The organism is Dyadobacter sediminis, from assembly GCF_005860765.1.
Classification (GTDB): domain Bacteria; phylum Bacteroidota; class Bacteroidia; order Cytophagales; family Spirosomataceae; genus Dyadobacter; species Dyadobacter sediminis.
The window spans coordinates 625,048-646,664 of sequence record NZ_VCEI01000025.1; the positions used below are offsets into that span (position 1 = coordinate 625,048).

General features: G+C 47.9%; 11 protein-coding genes. 8 read left to right on the forward strand and 3 right to left on the reverse strand.

The window, feature by feature from the left end; translation table 11 throughout:
• Positions 1 to 386: 386 nt before the first annotated feature.
• The 8 genes from FEM55_RS15065 (at position 387) to FEM55_RS15100 (ending at position 13,598) form a co-directional block, all read left to right on the forward strand.
• Positions 387 to 2,621 carry a phage head spike fiber domain-containing protein gene (locus FEM55_RS15065; RefSeq protein WP_138282177.1) on the forward strand — a complete coding sequence of 745 codons (2,235 nt, stop codon included), beginning with the start codon at positions 387 to 389 and terminating at the stop codon, positions 2,619 to 2,621.
• A 312-nt stretch (positions 2,622 to 2,933) separates the two neighbouring features.
• The gene (locus FEM55_RS15070) at positions 2,934 to 4,172 is read left to right on the forward strand and encodes a S41 family peptidase (RefSeq protein WP_171036561.1); all 1,239 of its coding nucleotides are present in this window, start codon (positions 2,934 to 2,936) and stop codon (positions 4,170 to 4,172) included.
• Between the two features lie 328 nt (positions 4,173 to 4,500).
• Positions 4,501 to 5,118 carry an RNA polymerase sigma-70 factor gene (locus FEM55_RS15075; protein ID WP_138282179.1) on the forward strand — a complete coding sequence of 206 codons (618 nt, stop codon included), beginning with the start codon at positions 4,501 to 4,503 and terminating at the stop codon, positions 5,116 to 5,118.
• On the forward strand, positions 5,111 to 6,148 hold the full coding sequence (locus FEM55_RS15080) for a FecR family protein (protein ID WP_138282180.1): 1,038 nt from the start codon (positions 5,111 to 5,113) through the stop codon (positions 6,146 to 6,148). The genes FEM55_RS15075 and FEM55_RS15080 overlap by 8 nt, the downstream gene beginning before the upstream one ends.
• A gap of 191 nt (positions 6,149 to 6,339) precedes the next feature.
• Positions 6,340 to 9,876, forward strand: a complete 3,537-nt coding sequence (locus FEM55_RS15085) for a SusC/RagA family TonB-linked outer membrane protein (RefSeq protein WP_138282181.1) — start codon at positions 6,340 to 6,342, stop codon at positions 9,874 to 9,876.
• Between the two features lie 18 nt (positions 9,877 to 9,894).
• On the forward strand, positions 9,895 to 11,439 hold the full coding sequence (locus FEM55_RS15090; RefSeq protein WP_138282182.1) for a RagB/SusD family nutrient uptake outer membrane protein: 1,545 nt from the start codon (positions 9,895 to 9,897) through the stop codon (positions 11,437 to 11,439).
• Positions 11,440 to 11,488: 49 nt separating this feature from the next.
• A complete protein-coding gene (locus FEM55_RS15095) occupies positions 11,489 to 12,859 on the forward strand; it encodes a Gfo/Idh/MocA family protein (protein ID WP_229209279.1) in 1,371 nt (456 codons plus the stop codon).
• Between the two features lies 1 nt (position 12,860).
• The gene (locus FEM55_RS15100; RefSeq protein WP_138282184.1) at positions 12,861 to 13,598 is read left to right on the forward strand and encodes a 3-keto-disaccharide hydrolase; all 738 of its coding nucleotides are present in this window, start codon (positions 12,861 to 12,863) and stop codon (positions 13,596 to 13,598) included.
• 289 nt (positions 13,599 to 13,887) lie between these two features.
• Here FEM55_RS15100 and FEM55_RS15105 read toward each other — a convergent pair whose 3' ends face one another.
• The 3 genes from FEM55_RS15105 to FEM55_RS15115 all read right to left on the reverse strand — a co-directional run bounded on the left by FEM55_RS15105 (position 13,888) and on the right by FEM55_RS15115 (position 21,598).
• Entirely contained in the window at positions 13,888 to 16,557 is a 2,670-nt protein-coding gene (locus FEM55_RS15105; protein ID WP_138282185.1) for a CBM96 family carbohydrate-binding protein, read from the reverse strand.
• 515 nt (positions 16,558 to 17,072) lie between these two features.
• Positions 17,073 to 19,685, reverse strand: a complete 2,613-nt coding sequence (locus tag FEM55_RS15110; RefSeq protein WP_138282186.1) for a CBM96 family carbohydrate-binding protein — start codon at positions 19,683 to 19,685, stop codon at positions 17,073 to 17,075.
• Positions 19,686 to 19,927: 242 nt separating this feature from the next.
• Positions 19,928 to 21,598, reverse strand: a complete 1,671-nt coding sequence (locus tag FEM55_RS15115) for a hypothetical protein (protein WP_138282187.1) — start codon at positions 21,596 to 21,598, stop codon at positions 19,928 to 19,930.
• Positions 21,599 to 21,617: the final 19 nt, after the last annotated feature.

Genomic DNA, 21,617 nt, shown 5'->3' on the forward strand with positions numbered 1-21,617 from the left:
ATGTCCTGCAAAAACGGCAGTTACAAATTTCGTGTGGACGGTATGAAACAGATTGTAAACCCGGCCAATTAAAAAGGGAAAGCTTAAAACACCGTCACATTCCTGTGAAATCAGGTATATGGCCGAAGATGGCTTTACGACATTGACTATTCACATCGATCAGGATGCATCCACACTTCACTTGCTGCCGGATTCACAAGGCAGCTTTATGCAGAAGTCCTTGGCATAACATCCGTTTATATCAATCGATATCAATTTTTAGACTGACAAAGGTCATATTACAGGTTCAGGTGCTTGCCTAATTTTGGTAATCTGTTTAACCCGGATGATTATAGTAATCAAGGTAAATACCCGTTACTGCACATTATCCTATTCTTGATCCAAATATGCCAACACCTGCACAAACCTTCGATTTCAGGCAAGAGCCATCTGCATTCAACAGCAGCATTTTATTTTCAAGAGAAAGTGAAGCATCGTATTACGGCGCTGACGGCTATCTGCACTTTGCCCAATCCGGCATAAACTGGCTGGCGCAAAGTCAGAACTGCGCCAATAATCCCTGGATCAATGTACGGGTTACACCTTCTGTGGCCAGTGAAGTAATGGCAGCCGACGGAACGCCTACGGCAAACAAGATATCGGAAACTTCCGCAACGGGGGAACACAGGATTTCACGGAACCTGAATGTTCCGCTTGGACAGCCGGTGACCGTCAGCATTTACCTGAAAGCCGGCACATGCAGCCGGGTTCAGTTCAGCTTTTCCAATGCCACCACTTATACAGGCGGCAATCCGACAGTAAAATTCAATCTTGCCACGGGCACCTTTATATCCAAAAGCTCTAATCTGGTTAGTTATAATGCGGTAGATAGCGGAAACGGCTGGTGGAGACTTCAGATTTCGGCCATGCCTGATCTTGGTATTGCATCCGGTTTTCATATTTATCTGCTCAATGACAGCAACAGGACCAGCTACCTGGGAAGTCCGGACAAATACATCTATGCATGGGGAGCCCAAATGGAGCCGGGAAGTACAATGACCGCTTATACGCCTACGCTGAATGCCGCTTACATGGGTTTAAGGTACAATTACAGTCTTGCAGGATCTTCTCCTGCGCTGGCCGGTGCGTTGATAGAAGCGGAGTCCACAAACCTGGTTCCTTTTTCGCAGCAGCTGGATGCAGCCGGATGGCGCAAGCAGTATGCAACCATTGTAGCGACCGGTACCAAATCACCGGATGGCAAGACCAATGGATTCAAGATCAGGGAAAGCAGCAGTTCTTCATCCCATTACATTGTCCCGAACCCCACGATCGCCACAGCCCCGGGCGGCACCTATACGTTAAGTGCGTTCTTTAAAGCAGCGGAACGTAAATGGGCTTATTTCAACGTAAATGGTTCGACAATCCATTTTGATATCGCTACGGGCATAGTCGGTAACAAAAGCAATGTCTTCATTAACGCAGCCATTGAACAGGCCGGGAATGGCTGGCTGAGATGTTCTGCTACTTTCATCGCCACAAAATCGGTAACTTCCACCGTTATCGGGCCTGAAATAAGCAATGGCAAGCAATCCTATGCAGGGGACGGATCAAGCGGAATGCTGGTGTGGGGCATACAACTGGAAAAAAGCGAAGTGCCTACCAGCTATATCCGTACCGGCGCAGGTGCTGCTACGCGTAAGGCGGACATTGTCAGACTTGCCAGACCGAGCACTGAAAGTACGTTCGATGTTTTTATACAAAGGACAAACGGCGGCGACTGGGCAAAACAGACAACTGCCGACTATGAAGTGGCACCTTCTGAAAACGAAATCCAGCTGATCAGTTTTTATGATACCAGTGAAATCAGTAATGCGCATGAAGCAACAGCACTGACGCTGTTTCCGGAAGAGTATGTTTCGGTGGGAGCCAGCGGAACCATGCTGACCATGTTCGACAAGCTCTACAACACCCAAACGCCTAACAAATTATGGTCCCTGCAGAAAGCCGTTAATAAAACCTCTCCGCTTTACCGTGTGGAAGTTAATGCAAAAGAAGTCTGGACAGGCGATTATACCAACCAGTACAGAGAGCGTTCGGAGTTTTATCTGAAAAATTACCAGATGCCCTACGACAGAGATGTCTGGGTTTCATTTGCCATCAAAATCGAACCCGGTGTGCCGCTGATCCTGGAACCCTCCGAATTTTGCTACATTGGTCAGTTTCATGCCAGTGAAGACCCGGGCGACATCAGCTCGCCGCCTGTACTTGGGCTGAGGCTGGATGGCCTGGACACGGCCAACGTTTATACCTGTGCGACAACGGAGAACCCGCATACCAAAAGCCCGAAGTCCGTATTGAGAGGCACTACGCAGTTTACGCGCGGAATATGGCATAAAAATGTCATGCGTATCCGCTTCTCTCCCACAAAAGGACAACTGCAATGGTGGAAAGACGGAAAAGAACTGGTCAACATTGCCAACATCGGACTGGGCTATCCGGATGCAACCGGACCTTACTGGAAGTTTGGTGTTTACAGGTCGCCTATGTCTCAGAAAGTGGCCATTCAATATGCCAATATGGAAGTACAGCATAGTTCGTCACTTGAATCCCGTATTGCAAACCCGCTCTTGATTGTGTAGACGAACGACGCTGTTGAGCGCCGTAAGAAACACATGTTGCAGCAGCATTTGACACCTTCTTTTTTAGTATGGCAAAGCCAACTAAAAAGAAGGTGTCTCACAATAATGCTGTCGGCGGATATTTCCCGAATCCTGGTTATAACAACGGGCTGAACCCGGCCGGGCGGACTTACTTTTACTTAGGTTGTTAAAACCAGAATTTATAGTGATTATTGATCATTACTTCACGATCAATTTTTCATGAACAAAAATTTTCTCTTGTGTTTAGTCGTCGTTTTTCTGACTGGTTGTATAACAGAAACAGAAGAGAACTTGTATCAAAAACGCTGGGCGGGAACGGTAAGTGCTCCTGGCCAGAACGTTACTCTGCATTTTGGATTCGAAAAGCCTTTCTTTGGAAAATTAAAGTGTGACGTTTCAATACCGCAGCAGCACATTTTTGAATTACCGGCATCGGAGTGCCTGATCAGGGGTGACAGCTTGTATCTGGAGTTTTCCGACGGGATGACCGCAAAGTATAAAGCAAGGATGGGCAATGGACAGATTCCGGGCAAATGGATTCAGGGCGATCATACCTTTCCGTTAACGCTGAATAAATCGGAAAGAACGTTATTCCAGCTGTATGCAGAGTATGCGTTGCATATTGCCGAGCAAAATGCACTGAACAGAAAGGACGTAGATTGGGTAAAGCTTAACAAAATGGCTTTACGGATGACTGAGGATGTTACAAGTGCAGACCAGCTTATTCCTGTTTTACAACTTATTCTTCAAAATCTGAGAGATAAACACGGATTTGTATTTTTCAACAGCAAGAGCATGGGTTATGAAACGGATGACTTCAAAAATATAAGTCCGGCATTAAGGCAGGCTGCTTATGGAAATGACAAGGATATTGTATCTGTCCGGATCAGTGACTCCGTTGCATACCTGAGAATTCCAAAATTTGTTGATTCGCAGCCCGGTATGGATAAGAAGTATAACGAAGAAATCCAAAGGCAGGTTTGTGTTCTCATGGATAAAAATGTCAGTAGCTGGATTGTTGATTTAAGGCTGAATTACGGTGGTAACATGTTTGCTATGCTTGGTGGCTTGAATAAACTGTTTGGTGACGGGAAAATCGGTTCCTTTACAGATAAAGACGGGAAAGAATCAGGCGGCTGGATTATGAAAGGCGGAGACTTTTATGAACAGCAGGAGCAAAAGACATCGTCAGGAATAAAATGCAATGCCCGGCTAAAACCAGGTAAGATCGCCATTCTGACGGGACCTGTCACCGCAAGTAGCGGAGAGGCCGTTGCCGTTGCACTCAGAGGCTTGAACAACAGTAAAATTTTCGGTGAACCGACAAAGGGATTCACGTCATCCCTGAGTGGGCTCAACGTTGGGAAAGGTATCGTACTTTTTATTTCAACCGGCTATTACTCGGATGGAAAGGGCCGTGTTTATAACCATGGCGTTACACCTGATATCCCGATCAAAGATGGAGATAACTTTAATGACATTCTGAAGGACAAAAAAGTAACGGCTGCAATAAAATGGATAACAGAGTAACAGGACCAGTTTGGAATAACACGGCGAATGCTGCTGAAAACAAATGCTTCTTATCTGAAAGCCTTGGGTAAACGGCTTTTCGTATTTGAAAAAGAAAACAAACTTCTACGGCTGAAAGCGGATTACAGGAACTCACCTCTTCCTTCACGATGATACTCCCGGTGATAAGCCTATTTCGAAACGTGCAGTATTCTGCGGATAATGTAAAGCCGGATTGACTGCCAAGCAATTTGGGTAGCATACGGAATGGAAGGCTAAAAAATTTCAAAGTCGGATTAGGGTATCGGAAGTTTTGCGTATCTACAACTTGACGCAATCGATGTAAGATATGATTTCCGCGAGTTCTGACGAAGACGACAAAAAAACACAGACCGCTGTATCGCTGGATCATGACGGGGTTATCAGACCGGATGACGAAATCCTGATCCGCCGAGCCTTCGCGACCGATGCCTACCAGGGGTGTGATCTGCTCTTTCGCCGGTATTATCAGCCTCTTTGCAGCCAGGCAGCCCGATTCGTGTATGACAGGGCAGTAGCGGAGGATATCGTAGCGGATCTGTTCAAGACTTTCTGGCAAAAGCGGATTTTTGAACGGATCGACTATTCCTACCGTGCTTATTTGTACCGGGCAGTGCGCAGCAATTGCCTGCTTTATTTACAAAGGGAGGCAAAGACTACGATTTCGGTCGAGCAGTACATGTCGGAGGAAATCCGGGCCCAGGTGCCGCATCCTTCCGACCAGATTCAGTTTGATGAACTGGCGGAACGCATCGACAGGCTCGTTCGTACTTTAAGTCCGTCGGTGCGCCGCGTTTTTTTATTAAGCCGGTTCGAAGGGCGCAAGAACCAGGAAATTGCGAACGAACTACACATCTCACTAAAAACAATCGAGGCGCACCTGACAAAAGCCCTCACCGTTTTTCGTAAAGCTTTAAGTCATGAATAAATCTCAGCCTCAGATAACCAGAGAAATGGTCTTTGCCCATTTTGTGCATCGGGCGACGCTTATGGAGCGACAACAAATTGAAAGCTGGCTCCAAACGAAAGAAGGTGCAGAAGCTTATTTTACTTACCTGGATGAATGGGAACGACAGTTTCCTCAGTTTCAGGCAAATCTGGAAAACGCCCGTGCGGATTTTGCCCTTTTTGTCCGCGAAGCGGATGCAAAGCCTTTTTTAGATCTCAAGCGCAAGGAAATGGCAGCGGCTGTTCCGGTTGATGAAAACGCACAACCGGTTTGGAGGCGGGCCGGAATTTTTCTGTCGGCAGTGGCAGCATCTGTGGTTCTGGTAGCCGGAATGTGGCTTGCAAAAGACATTTGGTACTACAAACAAACAACAAGCCGGAACGGACAGACGCTTTCCATACACCTGAATGATGGTTCCAGGGTACTGTTAGGTGCCAGTTCGTCTCTGAAGTATCCGCGTTTCTGTTTTGGTGAAACAACCCGGTATGTATGGCTGGAAGGCGATGCGGAATTTAAGGTGGCCCATCTTGCAAATGCCGAACGTTTTATCGTGTATACGCCCGATCAAACTGCCATCGAGGTTCTTGGAACCGAGTTTATGGTGCGTAGCAGGCAAAAATCCACCAGGGTTTTACTCAGGACGGGAAGTATCAGGCTGACCAATCCGATGGCTGCAAAACCGCTGATGTTGCGGCCGGGCGATCTGGTGACCGTTACGGATGAAAAAAGAATACAGAAAGAGAAGTTTTTCCCGCAGCAGGTTGAGCAAAACAGGCATGTCAGGAAGTTTCTCTTTAAAAATACCTCCTTGAAAGAAATGGCAGAACAATTAAATGACGTATACGGGATAAGCGTTCGTATTGAGCAGCCTGAACTTCTGACCCGGACGGTATCCGGAACTTTCCAGGCCGAAACAGCGGCGGATTTACTGGAGGCCGTATCCGAAATGATGAAACTGGAACTAAAAGAGACAGCGGACGGCTACACGCTTCTGCAACGTGCAGAGTAGCGTTTTTTTCAAGATGAACAAAGCAGGCAACGGCAGCGTCATTATTCCCTGCTGGTCCGACTTGTATTTTTTTGTGAAAAATTGGTTCAATTCAATTAGGGTGCTTTTCCGTTTTTGTATCTGTTGTTTTAGAGATACGCAGATAAATGACCCATTCCAATTCCATAACCTAATCCTTTAACCTGTTCATCATGACGTACATTTTACTTGGCATACCTCGTAGTCGATGCCTGGCCCCGTGCCTGATGTTGCTGATGCTGTTCGCACAGCTCCCTGTATTTGCACAGCTGATGGCGCAATCGGACATCAAGCCGCAGAAGTCCATTCAGACACCCATGTTCAGTTTGATTCATGCGCTGGACCGATTGAAAGAGCAGTTCCAGGTAGATATTCTTTTTGAAGAAAGAAGTCTTCAGAACCTCCTTGTGCCCGCCAGTGCGCTGCGAACACAAAAGAACATGGAAGCCAGTCTGACTGAATTACTGAAGCCGCTCGGATTGCGTTATATAAAGAAGAAAAACAACTACATTATCCTGTCAGGCGAAAACCCGTTTCCGTCACCAGCAGATGCGCCAAAGCCGGAAGTGCCCCAGATCAAAGCAAGAGGTGTGACCGGAAAAGTGACGGACAAGAATGGAGCAGGGCTGCCCGGCGTGAATATCATCATCAAAGGCACACAGCAAGGAATGTCAACGGATTCAAAGGGGGAATTTTTCATCGATGTTCCAGACGATGAGGCCACACTCATATTTTCATTTGTCGGATATATAAGCCAGGAACTGGTTATCGGGAACAGAAGTGCCATTGAAGTGGTGTTGGCCGTGGACGAAAAGAGCCTGAAAGAGGTGGTCGTAGTAGGATATGGAAGTCGCCAGAAAAGAGACGTCACTACTTCCATCTCGACCATTGCATCCGAGGAAATAACAAAAAGCGTTTCCATGACCCCGGAGCTGGCAATGCAGGGCCGGATGACGGGTGTACACATTTCGGGAAATTCGGGCAGCCCCATGACCCGGCCCAAAGTACGGATCAGGGGAGTAGGTACCTGGGGCGTTGCCGATCCGCTGTACGTGGTGGATGGCATACCCATTACGGAGCTGGGAGGCGGAATCGAGGGGCAGGATGCCCGGATCAGGGATGTGCGCGGACCTATCAACATCATGACCATGATCGATCCCAATGACATTGAATCAATTTCGGTTTTGAAGGACGCCTCAGCCGCTGCGATCTATGGCGTGCGGGCAGCAAACGGCGTAATCCTGATTACGACAAAACGGGGCCAGACAGAAAAACCGGTCATTGAATTAAACACGCGCTACGGAGTGCAGAACGTTGTCAGGAAATGGGATGTCATGGATACGCAGTCGTATACCCGTTTTTACAGAAAATCATACGCCGCAAACCCCAGCTTCGCGTTGGACGCGTGGTTCGATCCGCAAAGTCCGGCATACCTGGGCAATACCCAGAATACCTACGACTGGCAAACGCCGACCATCAACAAAAACGCTGTGACGCAGGACTACTCGGTCCGAATATCGGGAAAAACACAGGCAACCAATTATTATGCGTCGGCCGGGTACACCTCAACAGAGGGTACGCTCATCGCCGAGCGTCTGGATCGTTATTCCTTCAATGTCAAGCTGGATACGCGGATCAACGATTGGCTGAAAACAGGCATTAACTACCGCCTGGCCTACGTGGAAGGAAAAGACGATCTGCAAGGCGGACTGACCAGCGCAGCCGAGACGCCACCCTGGCAGCCCGTTTATGATCCGAACGGCCTGCCCATTCTGAGGGGTTTTGCACCGGTAGTAAAAGGGTACAACGCACAGGGCGTATGGTCTACTGACAAATTATATGGCGAAGGAACCCGCGCCAACAGCATTGCCCAAACGCAGTTCAACACACAGGATTACAATTCCATCCGGAATCTTGGCAATACATTTGTGGAAATTACCCCTGTTGCCGGATTATCTGTCAAGGGTTCTGTCAGCATTGACTGGTACAAGCACGACCGGTTTTCTTTTAACAACTATACGGGACAATACTTTACCTATTCCGGAAGTCCGACCGATAAAGGCGGCGGCAAATCGCTGGGATCCTACGAAGAGCGGTATACGACTAATTTTAACCTCATCAAAGAACTGACAGTTAACTACCACAAAGCGTTTGGAGCCCATAATTTTGATCTGCTTTTAAATGGAATGGACCAGCGGTACTCGGCCAGATACGTAACCGCCTCCACCGAATCCATGTCGACGATTGAAAAACACCTGTTCAAGCTCGGGGGTGAAAACCAGTACACCATGGTGGAGTCGGAGCTGTTCCGCTGGGCGCTGCAGGGCTTGCTGGGAAGGGTAAGCTACAATTACAAAAACAAATACTATGTCGACGCTACGGTTCGCAGAGACGGAAGCAACCGCTTTGCACCCCAGAACCGGTGGGGAACATTCCCGTCGGCCTCCGTTGCCTGGCGCATTACTTCAGAGCCGTTTCTGGAAAATAACCAATGGCTGACGGATCTCAAGTTCCGTGCGGGGTGGGGCAAGCTGGGTAATCAGGAAGTCCGTCCGCTGGCTTATCTCTCGCCGGTGGAAAAAAGATCGACCTATGCATTCGGCTCCAACCCGGGCGGCAACGGACTGGGCAATTACGGGGTAGGAGCCGCCATGTTTTCTTTCCCGAATGCGGACCTCGGATGGGAGAAAATCATCACCACCAATGTAGGTTTTGACGGCCAAATCCTGGGAAAGCTTTCCTTTTCTGCTGAATATTATGACAAGAAAACAGACGGGATTCTTCAGGAAACCAATATTCCCCCGAGTGTAGGAAGCAAGGAAAACCCGGTTGATAATATCGCTTCCGTCAGAAACTCCGGATTTGAGATTTCGGCCAATTACAACGGGGCAGCGGGAAATCTGGGATATAGTGTCGGAGCCAATCTGACTACGGTCAAAAACCGCGTGCTAAGCACCTTTAAAGGAATTCCTCTGAATGCCAGTGACATGCGTATTGAACCCGGCTATTCCATGAATTATATCTATGGCTATCAGGCAGCGGGAATTTTTCAAAATCAAAGTGAAATAGACCAATATACCGGAAAGACAAAAGACATTACCATTACACAAACGTTTCAGCCCGGCGACCGTTATTTCAACGATCTCAATGGCGCACCGGACATCAGCAAAGGCTACGAATTCTATACACCCGGAGCGGACGGCACGATTAACCAGTATGACCGCACGTATTTGGGCAAAACGATTCCGGGTTACTATTACGGTTTTAATCTCGGGCTGAATTACAAGGGAGTTGACCTCTCCGTATTTTTTCTGGGTGTGGGCGATGTCAAAAAATACAATTATGCGAGGGCAACCATGGAAGGTACCGCAACCCGGGGTAACAACCGGAGTGTTGCCGTCCTCAATGCATGGACACCTGAAAATCCTGATACGGATATTGCCAGAGCAATTGTGAATGATCCCAACGGCAGTCTGCGCGTTTCATCCTATTACGTGGAAAGTGCGGCCTATTTCAAACTTGGAAATGCCCAGTTGGGTTATTCGTTCCCGAAAACCCTTTTGACACCGTTAAAAAGCGTGAGCTCGCTTCGGCTGTATGTCAGTGTCAATAACGGATTTATTCTGACCAAATGGACCGGACTTGATCCCGAGAATGACGACAATCCCGAGCCGCGGGTGTTCAACTTCGGCCTGAGTGCAAAATTTTAATCTAAAATCGAACGGTATATGAAACCTTTTGGATTGATCAAACCCGTCATCATTGCATGGGTCATGTGCAGTGCTTGTGACCGGAATCTGGATGTGAAACCAACAAGAGAACTGGAATCGGAGTACTTTTCCGACGAGGAGCGTATGCAGCGGGGTGTACTGGCTGTGTATGCAAAGATAACAGACCTGTACGGATACAATGCCAATACCCCGAGCCACAAGCTTTGGTTATTGCCGGGCGACGATCTGATGTCGAATAATCCAAGGCAGATGGACAATTTCAAGGGTTTGAATGGTTCTGATGCAGATGTCAACTTCATCTGGAACCGTCTTTATCAGCTGAATACCCGGGCCAACACCATGCTGGAAGTGATCGACGAAAATACCGGTGTTTACAAAAACAAAACGATGGCCGATCAGAACAAGGGTGAAATGCTTTTTCTGCGGTCATGGAGTTTTTACAAGCTATGGAGCTGGTGGGGCAAAGCGCCGGTGATCACAGAGCGGGTGCGGAGCTTATCCGGTATCTATTACAATCCTTCGCAGGGCACAGAAATGCTTGACCGCGCGATTGCCGATCTGGAAAGTGCCGCCGAGCTGCTGCCTGCAACCTGGCCGCTCACCGAATCAGGCCGGGTTACGAAAGATGCCGCCAATGGATTACTGGTCAAATGCTACGTTACCAAAGCCTGTTTTAATGGAAAAAATGCGCAGGATTATCAAAAGGCAATCGCCGCCTTCGAACGGATTTCCGGATCAAGAAAGCTGACCAGCCATTTCGGAGAGAATTTTGATTACCGTTCTGAAAACAATGAGGAATCCTTATTCGAATTCCAGGCGAGTCTGAAAACGGCCGAGAACCCCTGGCTCGACAATGACTTTACCGATGCTGTGGGCACGATGGGCGCTTTTTATAAACACTTTGAAAATAATTTTACCAATCAGGGAACCATCGTCGGCCCGACTTCGAAATTGGTCAATTTGTTTGAAGCAGGTGATCCGAGGATCGCAGAAACCTTTGTAAAAGATACAAGCGGGGCGTTTTCATTCAATGGCGGCTACCAAATGGTGAAATACATAAATGGCGAAAGGGGTAAATATGCGGGGATTGCGAACATCAATTCAATAAATAATACACGTATTCTTCGTCTGGCGGATGTTAAATTACTGGCGGCTGAGGCTTATCTACAAACAAACCAGCTGACCAAGGCGCTTGAACAGGTGAACGACATCCGGTTAAGGGCAAGAAGATCGACGTCAAACGGAACGCCGGCTGCCGTTCCGGCCAATCTGTCGACCGTGACGATGCAGCATATTATGGACGAGCGGATGCGCGAGCTGGCAGGGGAAGAGGGCATTCGGTGGAATGATCTGAAGCGTTGGCACAAGGCGGGATTCATTCATCTTGGAAGCTGGAAAAAAACGGATTTCGGCATGGGGCCGCAATACGATGAAACGCTTTGGGGATTTGATGTCGCGGTGCATTTGCTGATGCCGATCCCGATTGCCGAAATGGATAGTAATCCGGAAATGCTCAAAAGTGGCCAGAACCCCGGATACTGACGGTTTTTTTGAATACAGCGGGATCATGGATCCGACTTAACAGATGAATATGAACAGAAGAGCATTTATCAGAAACGCCGCCGGTACTGCTACCTCGGCAATGGCATTCCCCACCTTGATTCCCGCTTCGGCACTTGGAAAAAACGGTTTTGTCAATCCGTCGGACCGGATCAATCTGGCATTTATCGGAGCCGGGAACCAGGCGGAAAATGACGTAAAAGGCTTTTTGCCGGACAAGCGGGTACAGGTCACCACCATTTGCGACGTCAACAGGAAAAGCACCGGCTACTGGGATGGAAAAATGGGTGGCCGCGAGTACCTCATGGAACTGGTCGATGATTTTTATACCAGGGAAAACGGTAAGACTTACAAAGCAACCAAAGGATCGCTCGATTTCAGGGAAGTGACCGATCGCAAAGACATCGACGCAGTAGCGGTGCTGACGCCCGACCACTGGCACTCGATACCGGTGCTGATGGCTGCCAAGGCCGGAAAACATATGTATTGTCAAAAACCATTATCGCTGACCATTTCGGAAGGAAGGGCAATGAGCGATGCCGTGAAAAAATACGGGGTCGTATTTCAGACGGGCAGCCAGCAAAGATCCGGACCGGAATTTCTACGGACTTGCGAACTGGTGAGAAACGGCAGGATCGGCAAGCTGGAAAAGGTGGTTTGCGGCCTGCCCGGCGGGACGCCGGATTTTGGGAAAACGGGCCAGTTAACGGCTCCAACTGCTGTTCCGAAGGATTTTGACTACCAGACCTGGCTGGGCCCGGCACCCGAAGCACCGTACTGTCCTGCGCGAACGCATGTCAATTTCAGATGGAACCTGGACTATTCGGGCGGGATGGTCACAGACTGGGGCGCGCATCATCTGGACATTGCCCAATGGGGAATTGGTACGGACCATACCGGCCCGGTAGAAGTAAAAAATGCCAGAGCGAAGTGGTCTAAAGATCCGGTCTGGAATACGGCGGTGGAATTCTATTTTGAATGCATTTACGAAAACGGAGTTCAGCTAATCGTGGGATCGGATGCTGCGCAGGCACCTCGCGGCATTACGTTTCACGGTTCGGAAGGGCAGATCTGGGTTTCAAGGGGCAGTTACAAAGTGACGCCCGAGAAGATCGACACCACTGTAATCGGCGATCAGGAAACCCGGTTGTATAAGAGTGACAACCATTACCGCAACTTTATAGACTGTGTAATCTCGAAAAAACCCACAGCTGCACCGGCAGAGATCGGGCATCGGTCCGTCACCATCGCTCATCTGGGGAACATTGCCTTGCTGCTCAATCAGGATTTGAAATGGAACCCTGAAAAAGAGACGTTTGTAGAAAATTTCGCTGCGAATCAGTTACGTTCCCGCGTGATGCGCGAACCCTGGGGAGAACTTTACAGAAAATATAAAGTATAAGATGAAAATGAAATTATCCGGTATAGGCCTGTTTTGCGTCGTACTTTTCTGTTCTCTGGAAAGTGCGGCGCAAAAGAAAGCCGGTTTCCACACGGTATCCCTGAACAACCTGGGCGAATTTGATCCTGCGACAAGCAACTGGAAACTGGCCAAGAGTGTCTTTTTCAGTCCGGATACCGATGAAAAACGCTTTGAGCCAGGCGTAGGAATTGTACTCGCTTTGCCCGTCAAGCCGGATACCGGCCATTTGTTTACCAGGATGCAGCATGGCGATATTGAACTGGAATTTGACTTCGCCGTTGCCAAACAGTCCAATTCAGGTGTTTACCTGCAAGGACGCTACGAAGTACAGATTTTTGACAGCTGGGGAGTCGCGACGCCGGCGTTTTATGATTGCGGCGGAATTTATCAGCGCTGGAACGAAAGCCGGGTTTCCAAAAAAGGCTTCGAAGGCAAAGTCCCTGCGCAAAATGCCTGCAAAGCGCCGGGTACGTGGCAGCATTTCAAGATCGTATTCCAGTCTCCCCGGTTTGACAAAAAAGGCCAAAAAACGGCGAATGCGAAATTCATCAAAGTACAGCTCAATGATGTGGTGATCCATGAGAATGTGGAAGTGACCGGCCCTACGCGATCGGCTGCATTTGAAGATGAGCGTCCCACAGGCCCGCTCATGTTTCAGGGCGACCACGGGCCGGTGGCCATTCGGAATATCAGATATACCTTGCTGCAACAAAAATGAGAGCAGCAAAAGCTCGCCTTGATAATCAGATCAACTTTCTTAAAAAATAGCCAGCCGACGAGGCATTCAGACAAAGCAAATCATCAAGTCTCGGCAAAAATCAATTCCGGATTTCGCATTGACCATAATCCGGAACGATGACTTTACTGAATTGGAAAGTACAAAAGAGGGCATGACACCAGCCAGAATAAAAAAGCCCCGAAAAGTGCACTGTCCCAAGAAGTGTCCAACTTTTTGGGGCAGTGCACAAGATCAGCGGCTTTCTCGGTTATTCTGCTTTTAGGCCTGACTACTCCGTCACGAGCACTTTAAGCACTTCTGAAAACTCCCTGGACTGTACTTTCAAAAGATACATACCCGCTGGCAATTGTCCGGGCAGGCCTACTTTCAGTCTGGTTGAGTTGTTTTCGGTCTCAGGACGCTGCAATTGGAACCGGCTTCCTGCGACGTTTGTCAGCTCTAAGTCAACTTCGCTTTTGTGGCCGGCAGAGACTTCCAGCATGATGTGGTCTTTGGCAGGATTAGGGTAAATCACCGAGCTGGCAGCAGTGTTACTTTCTGATGCTTCTTCACTTTGGCTTCCCAAACGCGTAACCTGATTGGCCGTGTTATCCGTCACAATCACCAGCTGCGGCACAAAGCCGGACGGGTTTTCTTTGCTGTGAAAAACCATTTTTTGAGAAGCGCCTTTAAGCGCAAAGCTCACCACCTGATCACCCGCAGCTTGTGTTTTGACAAACTCCGTGACATCCAGTTCTGCATACGCCCATTCGCCTCTCACGCGTGCACGCGCCTTCTGAGGATCACTAATTTCGACAGGTGCGTTCGAGAAGGTAATACCGTTTTCAGTCCAGGTATCGTCCAGTACACCTCCTGCATCTACCATATACGCTAACGAGGATTCATGATTATGCCCATAAACACGAAGTTTGGCTGACTTGATATTCTGAACTCCGGGAATGGCAAACCGCAGATAACTTTTGCGCAACAGTTCACCATCCTTGTTCTTCACATCCATAAACGGGTCTGAGCCGAAGTTCTGGTTCTGGTAGCTGCCGCCCCGAACCATGGCATCAGCCTCAGGAGTAAAGGTCTGTGTACGCAGCCCGGAAGACAATACTTCGATGGCAGAAACCCGGGGCAGATCCGCTGCTCCGGTCAGAAAGTCAATGTTGAGCATGCCATCTGTGACGTTGACAGTGAAGATTTCTGCTGTGGCGAGCATGGCTCTGCCGGCTTTGGCGAAGATATCGTAGTTGGTCAGCTTGCGGACACCTTCCATGTTGACGTGAAACTGTCTGCTGCCTTTTCCGCCTTTTTTGCCCGGAGCCCCGAAGTACGTTTCGGCGAAGTGCAGGTATACGCTGAACTCGCCATTGGGAACCGGAATGTTATAGCTGAACGAAGGCGAGCAGCGTGCGGATTGATAGAGTATGTCATTGGTTGTATTCGGAATATCGCCGGTTGCAATGGAGCTGATACGGTCAATGCCGGCGTAATATTTATCTGCTATAAACAGCTTTTTTGTGGCGGTTGTGAAAGCCGGCCCGCCTGCGTTGATACGGATCGGGGTTGATGGAAGTGTTGGGTTTTCGGGAGCAAGTTTCACAACCCAGAAATCGGCTTCTCCTTTCTTGTTTTCCGTTTTATCAGCACTCCAATTAGAATACGAAAAACCTGCCAGAAAGTATCCGCCGTCAGCTGTTTGTAAAACACTTCTTATTTGATCATTTGCATTACCGCCAATGGTTTTATCCCAACTCTTTTTTCCATTTGCATCCAGCTTTACTGCCCAAAAATCGTTACCGCCTTTGCTTTTTTCTGATTTACTTCGACCTGCATTAGCCTCCGAGTATCCACCAAGTATGTATCCCTCATCAGAGGTCTGGTATAAACTATGCAGAAAGCTACTGCCGTTATTGCCTCCAAGTGTTCTGTCCCATTCCTTTGATCCATCTTGTGTTAGCTTCAATACCCAGTAATCTCTGAATCCTCCGGATGAATTAGGTACCTGCTGTGATCCTTCACTTTTATCGCCATTGGCATTGGTATCTGAGTAGCCTCCAACTATATAGCCTCCATCTTTGGTAACTTCCAGTGAAGTTAAATATTCCGTACCGGTGCCACCAAAAACCTTTTGCCATAATGGAGTGCCGTTTGGTGCAAGCCTGATTACCAGGTAATCTATGTTATTAGCAGATTGCCGGTTGAACGATGTACCTCCTAAAACATAGCCTCCATCAGCAGTTTGCCTTACCACGCAGCTTTCTTCAAAATCGTTTCTACCTAGCGTCTTATCCCACTGCTTACTTCCATTTGCTGCAAGTTTAACGACCCAGAAATCATAAAGTCCAATCTGTGCCTGCGATTTATCAACACCAATTCCGGAATTAGATACTCCTCCGATGACATATCCGCCATCCGAGGTTTGGACTATTGATTGTACGTCGTCAATACCTGAGCCTCCCAAAGTCTTATCCCATTCCTTGGTGCCGTCAGCAGCTATTTTTACGATCCAGTAATCGTTGTTACTCACACCTTCTACAACGCCGCCTCTATAATCTTCACTCTTGTCACCGCCTTTATTTGAATTTGAACTACCCCCCAGAATGTAGCCTCCGTCGGCAGTTAGATCCACGGAGTACAGGTATTCGTTGCCCGTGCCCCCGTAAGCACGGTCCCATTCCTTCACACCGGTAGCGGATACCTTGACAATCCAGTAATCACCTCCACCAAAGCCGGGGTCCGTTTTATCAAAGCCTGTTGCGGAGGATCCAATACCACCCAATATATAACCGCCATCAGCAGTTTGCTTGCTGGTAAAAAGCACTCCGATACCTGGGCCCCCAATCGTTTTATCCCACTGAATAGCAGGCTGCGCGTAAACACTTGCCTGAGCGAAGACGAGTAAGGCAAGCAGGGACTTAATAAAACGCTTAACACGTAAAGTATTTTTCATTAGATAGTTGGTTAGGTATATTCGTAGTTACAATCTATAATGTTAAGGATATTCCGGAAGCTTTCATAGCATTTGTTACTTAAAGGTATAATGCTGAAAGTGACCTGTCTCTGGCAAGCTGTACATTTTATGATCAGAAGAAATCAGACGGTATGTTGTGCAGCCCTTGCCGGTCTGGTTTGTTAGGATAAGTAATCTTTCAGCAAGGCAGAGATCCTTATTCTTGTCCTTTTGATTTCTCATCATCATGCTGAACCAGGTACCTGATAAAGGAAATGATTTCGGTTCTAGGAAATACTAGATGTCAGTTTTGCCGCCAAATGGCGTAGTACCGAGTCAAGTCTGAGTCGCACAAGATTTGAAATTCTTCCGCTCACCTGATGAAGCTTTTTATCAATTTGTAGATTACATGAATATCCGCATAATATAATATTAATTATGCCCGTGTAAACGAGAAAGCCGCCTGCCCGTTAGGACAAGCGGCTTTCTCGTTTACTCTGCTTTTTAAGACCAGATTATTCCGTTACAAGCACTTTAAGTACTTCTGAAAATTCGCTGGACTGGACTTTCAAAAGATACATACCCGCTGGCAACTGGCCGGGCAGGCCTACTTTCAGTCTGGTTGAGTTGTCTTCAATTACGGGACGCTGCAATTGGAACTGGCTTCCTGCGACGTTTGTCAGCTCTAAGTCAACTTCGCTTGTGTGGCCGGAAGATACTTCCAGCATGATGTGGTCTTTGGCAGGGTTGGGGTAAATGACTGAGCTGAGGCCTGTTTTGGTTTTTGATGCTTCCTGATTATCATTCCCTAGCCGGGTAACTGAGTTGGTTGTAATATCCGTCACAATCACCAGCTGTGGCGCAAAGCCGGACGGGTTTTCTTTGGTGTGGAAAACCATTCGTTGAGCCGCACCGTTAAGTGCAAAGCTCGCTACCTGATCACCTGCAGCCTGTGTTTTGACAAACTCGGTAACATCCAGTTCTGCATACGCCCATTCGCCTCTCACACTTGTACGCGCTTCTTTGGGAGCATTAAGTATGGAGGGTGCATTGGAGTAAGTAATACCGGTTTCAGTCCATGTATCATCCAGTACGCCCCCCGCAGCGAGCACATATGCTACGGACGATTCATGATTATGCCCATAAACACGTAGTTTGGCAGACTTGATATTCTGAACACCGGGAATGGCAAAACGTAAATAACTTCTGCGTTGAAGTTCGATGTGTCCGTTTTTAACATCCATAAGCGGGTCCAGACCAAAATTTTGATCCTGGTAAGTTCCGCCCCGGACCATGGCATCGGCCTCAGGAGTAAAGGTCTGTGTACGCAGCTTCGGAATGGGCAGTACTTCGATGGCCGAAATTCGGGGAAGATCGGCAGCTCCGGTCAGAAAGTCAATGTTGAGCATGCCGTCTGTGACGTTGACAGTGAAGATTTCTGCTGTGGCGAGCATGGCTCTGCCGGCTTTGTCGAAGATGTCGTAGTTGGTCAGCTTGCGGACACCTTCCATGTTGACGTGAAACTGTCTGCTGCCTTTGCCGCCCTTTTTACCCGGAGCCCCGAAGTAGGTTTCTGCAAAATGCAGGTATACGGTTACCTCGCCATTGGGAACCGGAACGTTATAGCTGAACGAAGGCGAACAGCGTGCGGATTGATACAATACGTCATTGCTTGTATTAAGGATATCGCCGCTGGCAACAGAGCTGATACGATTGATGCCGGAATAGTACTTATCTGCACTGAATAGTTTTTTGGTTGCAGTTGTGAAGGCTTGCCCGCCTGCATTGATGCGGATCGGGGCTGATGGCAGTGAAGAACTTTCGGGGGCGAGTTTTACAATCCAGTAATCAATGCCCCCTTTTGAATCTGCCGATTTATTATAGCCTGCATTGGAGTTAGACGTGCTGCCGAGGATATAGCCGCCATCGAAAGTAGTTGAGATTGAAGCAGCAAATTCTCCTTCGCTGCCGCCAATGGTTTTGTCCCAAAGTACGTTTCCGCCAGCGTCAATCTTGACAATCCAGAAGTCAAAGCTGCCATTGATGCTGTTTTCTGTTTTGTCACCGCCTGCAGGTTCCCGGCTATTGCCTAAGAGAAGATAACCTCCATCCGGTGATTGTGCAAGTTTTTGAAATTCTTCTCTTACATTGCTGTTTTCATCTTCGGGTACTGCAATTACATTTTCCCACTCTATATCTCTGTCCGGATTTAGTTTCACAATCCAGTAATCGCCACGGGAAACTTCTTTTTGGTCTCCGCCTGCATCCTGGTCTGACCATCCACCCAGGATAAATCCTCTGTCCGGCGTTTGCTGAACATCGCGAATTTCAGCATAACCTGTTCCCTCAACCGTTCTGGTCCATTGTTGCGTGCCATTTGCTGCAAGCTTGACAAGGTAATATCCTCCGGAACTCTGTTGAATACCTCTATAGCCGCCCATAATATAACCTCCGTCTTCAGTCAGGTTCAGGCATGTCAAAGTGAAAGTTTGTGCAAGTGCTTTTTCCCAGAGTTTGGTTCCATCCGCTGTAATTTTAACAATCCAGAATTCGTACCTTGCATCAGCAAGCGGAAAATCGTTGGGCTTTGGCGGTATTCTGGAAGACCCTCCTAAAATAAATCCGCCATCATACGTTGGCCTTACAACAGTCAACTTTTCCGAACTTCCTTTGTCATAAGTTTTTTCCCACTGTTTTGTTCCGTTAGCGTCAAGCTTAATAATCCAGTAATCGGAATTTGAACTTCCACCAAGGATATAGCCGCCATCTGCCGTCTGCTGCATGCTGTTTAATTGATCATCATGAACGGTACCAAAAGTCTTATCCCACTGTTTGGTTCCATCCGCCGCTATTTTAACAATCCAGTAATCACCATTTCGATTTCCGTCCGGATCATAACCGCCCCTGTAATTTTCGGTTTTGTCGCCTCCTGCATCCGAATTGGAATTGCCTCCCAGGATATAACCTCCATCAGCAGTCTGCAGCACCTGGGATAAAGCATCGTTGTTTGTACCTCCGATCGTTTTGTCCCACTGAATGACAGGCTGGGCATAAACATTAGCCTGTACAAAGACAACCAATGCAAGCAGGGATTTTACAAACAGTTTTAAACGTAGAGTATTTTTCATTTAACTAGTTGGTTAGGTATATTCGTAGTTACAATCTATAATGTTAGGGGTATTCCGGAAGCTTTCATAGCATTAGTTACTTAATGGTATTAGAAAAGGAATCTTGGGATAAAGAGCCCTTTTATCAAGCTTCATACTACTGGATTGCCGCAGCCGCAGCCGGTTCGGGGATCTGCTTTAAATCTGGATTACGCAGTATTTTGCCTTTATCAAGTAAAGGCCAGAGCTGATGGTTACGGTAATCACCATTTACTTTCCATCCAGACGGCCAGCAAGCAGCACATGATGCAGCCAAACCACATCCAGTCCGAAAGTTTACGATTTACTCCGTTCGTTTTTGCAGCCGTTCCTGGCATGATATCAGCCAGTTTTTCTCTGTAAACAGGGTAGGATCTGACAAAGTCTCTGACAAGCGCAGCATGGTAATGTCCAGCTTGAGCAGCCCGGTTTTCTACATATAGTTCTGTTTTAAGTGAGTCGTCAAAAGCAAGCCAGCCGGACTCAGCCGGTTTGAAAATGGCATTTCCGGATTGTGGGTTCAATGCCGAAGCGACCGGAAAGATCGTGTCTGTGCCTATTCCAAGCATCCTGACCGCTTCCGGAAAATTGTTCAAAGCAATTTCCGAACCCAGGCCCTGAAAAACAGGAGCTGTAATTTCGATACCGGATTTTGGTATAGGACGGATCGGTGCCAGAAGTGTGTTCCAGATCTGCTGATATGCAAGTGAGTCGCCAGCTAATTGCAAGGGGAAAGTCTCGTTTAAAAGGCTTACGCCAACATTTCCCGTAGTTTTCTGAACTGCGGAAGGATAACCGGCAACTTGAAAATAACGGTTGGATGGCACAAAAGAATAAGGTAATGCCGTAAGCCCGGAGTGAATTGCAACGGATTCTTCAGAAGAAGATTTTCGCACCTGGAAACTGCTTCCCAATGCAGCATTGATGGCCGGAACTTCGAGAAGCGGATTGGTGAGATTAAGAAACAAAATACTTTTTCCGTTCAGCAATGACTTCTTAACCAGTGGATTGCTTGCGTTTGCCGCATCCGTAATGATTACATCCGGTTCCTTGCCTTTGTTAATCGTCAGTTTGCTTTTGATGTCTTTGGACAAAGTAGCCGTGTAAATCACGGAATGACCCGCCTTTCCCAACCAGTTTGCCAAAGCCCGGCTTTCAAAATCCGGACTGTCCAGAATAAACTGCACCGTCATGGGCGCTGCAGAACGGGAGAAATAATGCAGCGTATCCGCAACTTTTTCATTGAGCGTCAGTTCAACAACTGTTCTTCCCAAAGTAAAACCTGGAAACTGCAGCCTGAAATAATTGCTCCCGGCATTCAGCGAAACACTGTCCAGCGTTTGGCCGCCGTATTTGAGCCTGACAAAATGCTTTCGGGTGGACTCGATCCGCCCGTGCAGAACCTGCATTTCACCATTCCGGACCAGTCCTTTCCAATGCAGATCGTAAGGCAAATCTTTCTGGAAGTAGGGAATCCATTGGATAAAACCCGGCAGCTGCTGCGATTGCATGATTTTCGGAAAGAGTGCTGAATCAAAATCCTGGCCTGCCAGAATCAATGTATCGGGCATGCTTGCTTCCGGATCATCCGCAACAACTTTTCCCGACTTGGATAAACTGTCCAGCAACGCATTGGCAACCGCACGAGGCAAATCTTTCCCGGCAACGAAGCCAACCGAAGTTTTTGCTTTTCCATTTATATAAGGCTGAACAATAAACGCCATGACGACGAGCCACAGGAGCACATTCAAGCCGGTCTTGATCCGGAATCTTTGACCCGGAATATTCGACTTTTGACGAAACAGCAATCCCAACTGCAACGGAAGCAGCGCGGCGGTGAATGCAAGCAGGAGCAGGTTAAACGGTTCAGACCAGTTAAAATCAAATTCAATCATGCGCAGGTTTTCAAGGGGC

Coding starts and splice junctions, on each gene's coding strand:
- FEM55_RS15080 (WP_138282180.1), top strand. CDS start 5,111: ATGAATAAATCTCAGCCTCAGATAACCAGAGAAATGGTCTTTGCCCAT.
- FEM55_RS15085 (WP_138282181.1), top strand. CDS start 6,340: ATGACGTACATTTTACTTGGCATACCTCGTAGTCGATGCCTGGCCCCG.
- FEM55_RS15075 (WP_138282179.1), top strand. CDS start 4,501: ATGATTTCCGCGAGTTCTGACGAAGACGACAAAAAAACACAGACCGCT.
- FEM55_RS15115 (WP_138282187.1), bottom strand. CDS start 21,598: ATGATTGAATTTGATTTTAACTGGTCTGAACCGTTTAACCTGCTCCTG.
- FEM55_RS15105 (WP_138282185.1), bottom strand. CDS start 16,557: ATGAAAAATACTTTACGTGTTAAGCGTTTTATTAAGTCCCTGCTTGCC.
- FEM55_RS15100 (WP_138282184.1), top strand. CDS start 12,861: ATGAAAATGAAATTATCCGGTATAGGCCTGTTTTGCGTCGTACTTTTC.
- FEM55_RS15110 (WP_138282186.1), bottom strand. CDS start 19,685: ATGAAAAATACTCTACGTTTAAAACTGTTTGTAAAATCCCTGCTTGCA.
- FEM55_RS15090 (WP_138282182.1), top strand. CDS start 9,895: ATGAAACCTTTTGGATTGATCAAACCCGTCATCATTGCATGGGTCATG.
- FEM55_RS15095 (WP_229209279.1), top strand. CDS start 11,489: ATGAACAGAAGAGCATTTATCAGAAACGCCGCCGGTACTGCTACCTCG.
- FEM55_RS15065 (WP_138282177.1), top strand. CDS start 387: ATGCCAACACCTGCACAAACCTTCGATTTCAGGCAAGAGCCATCTGCA.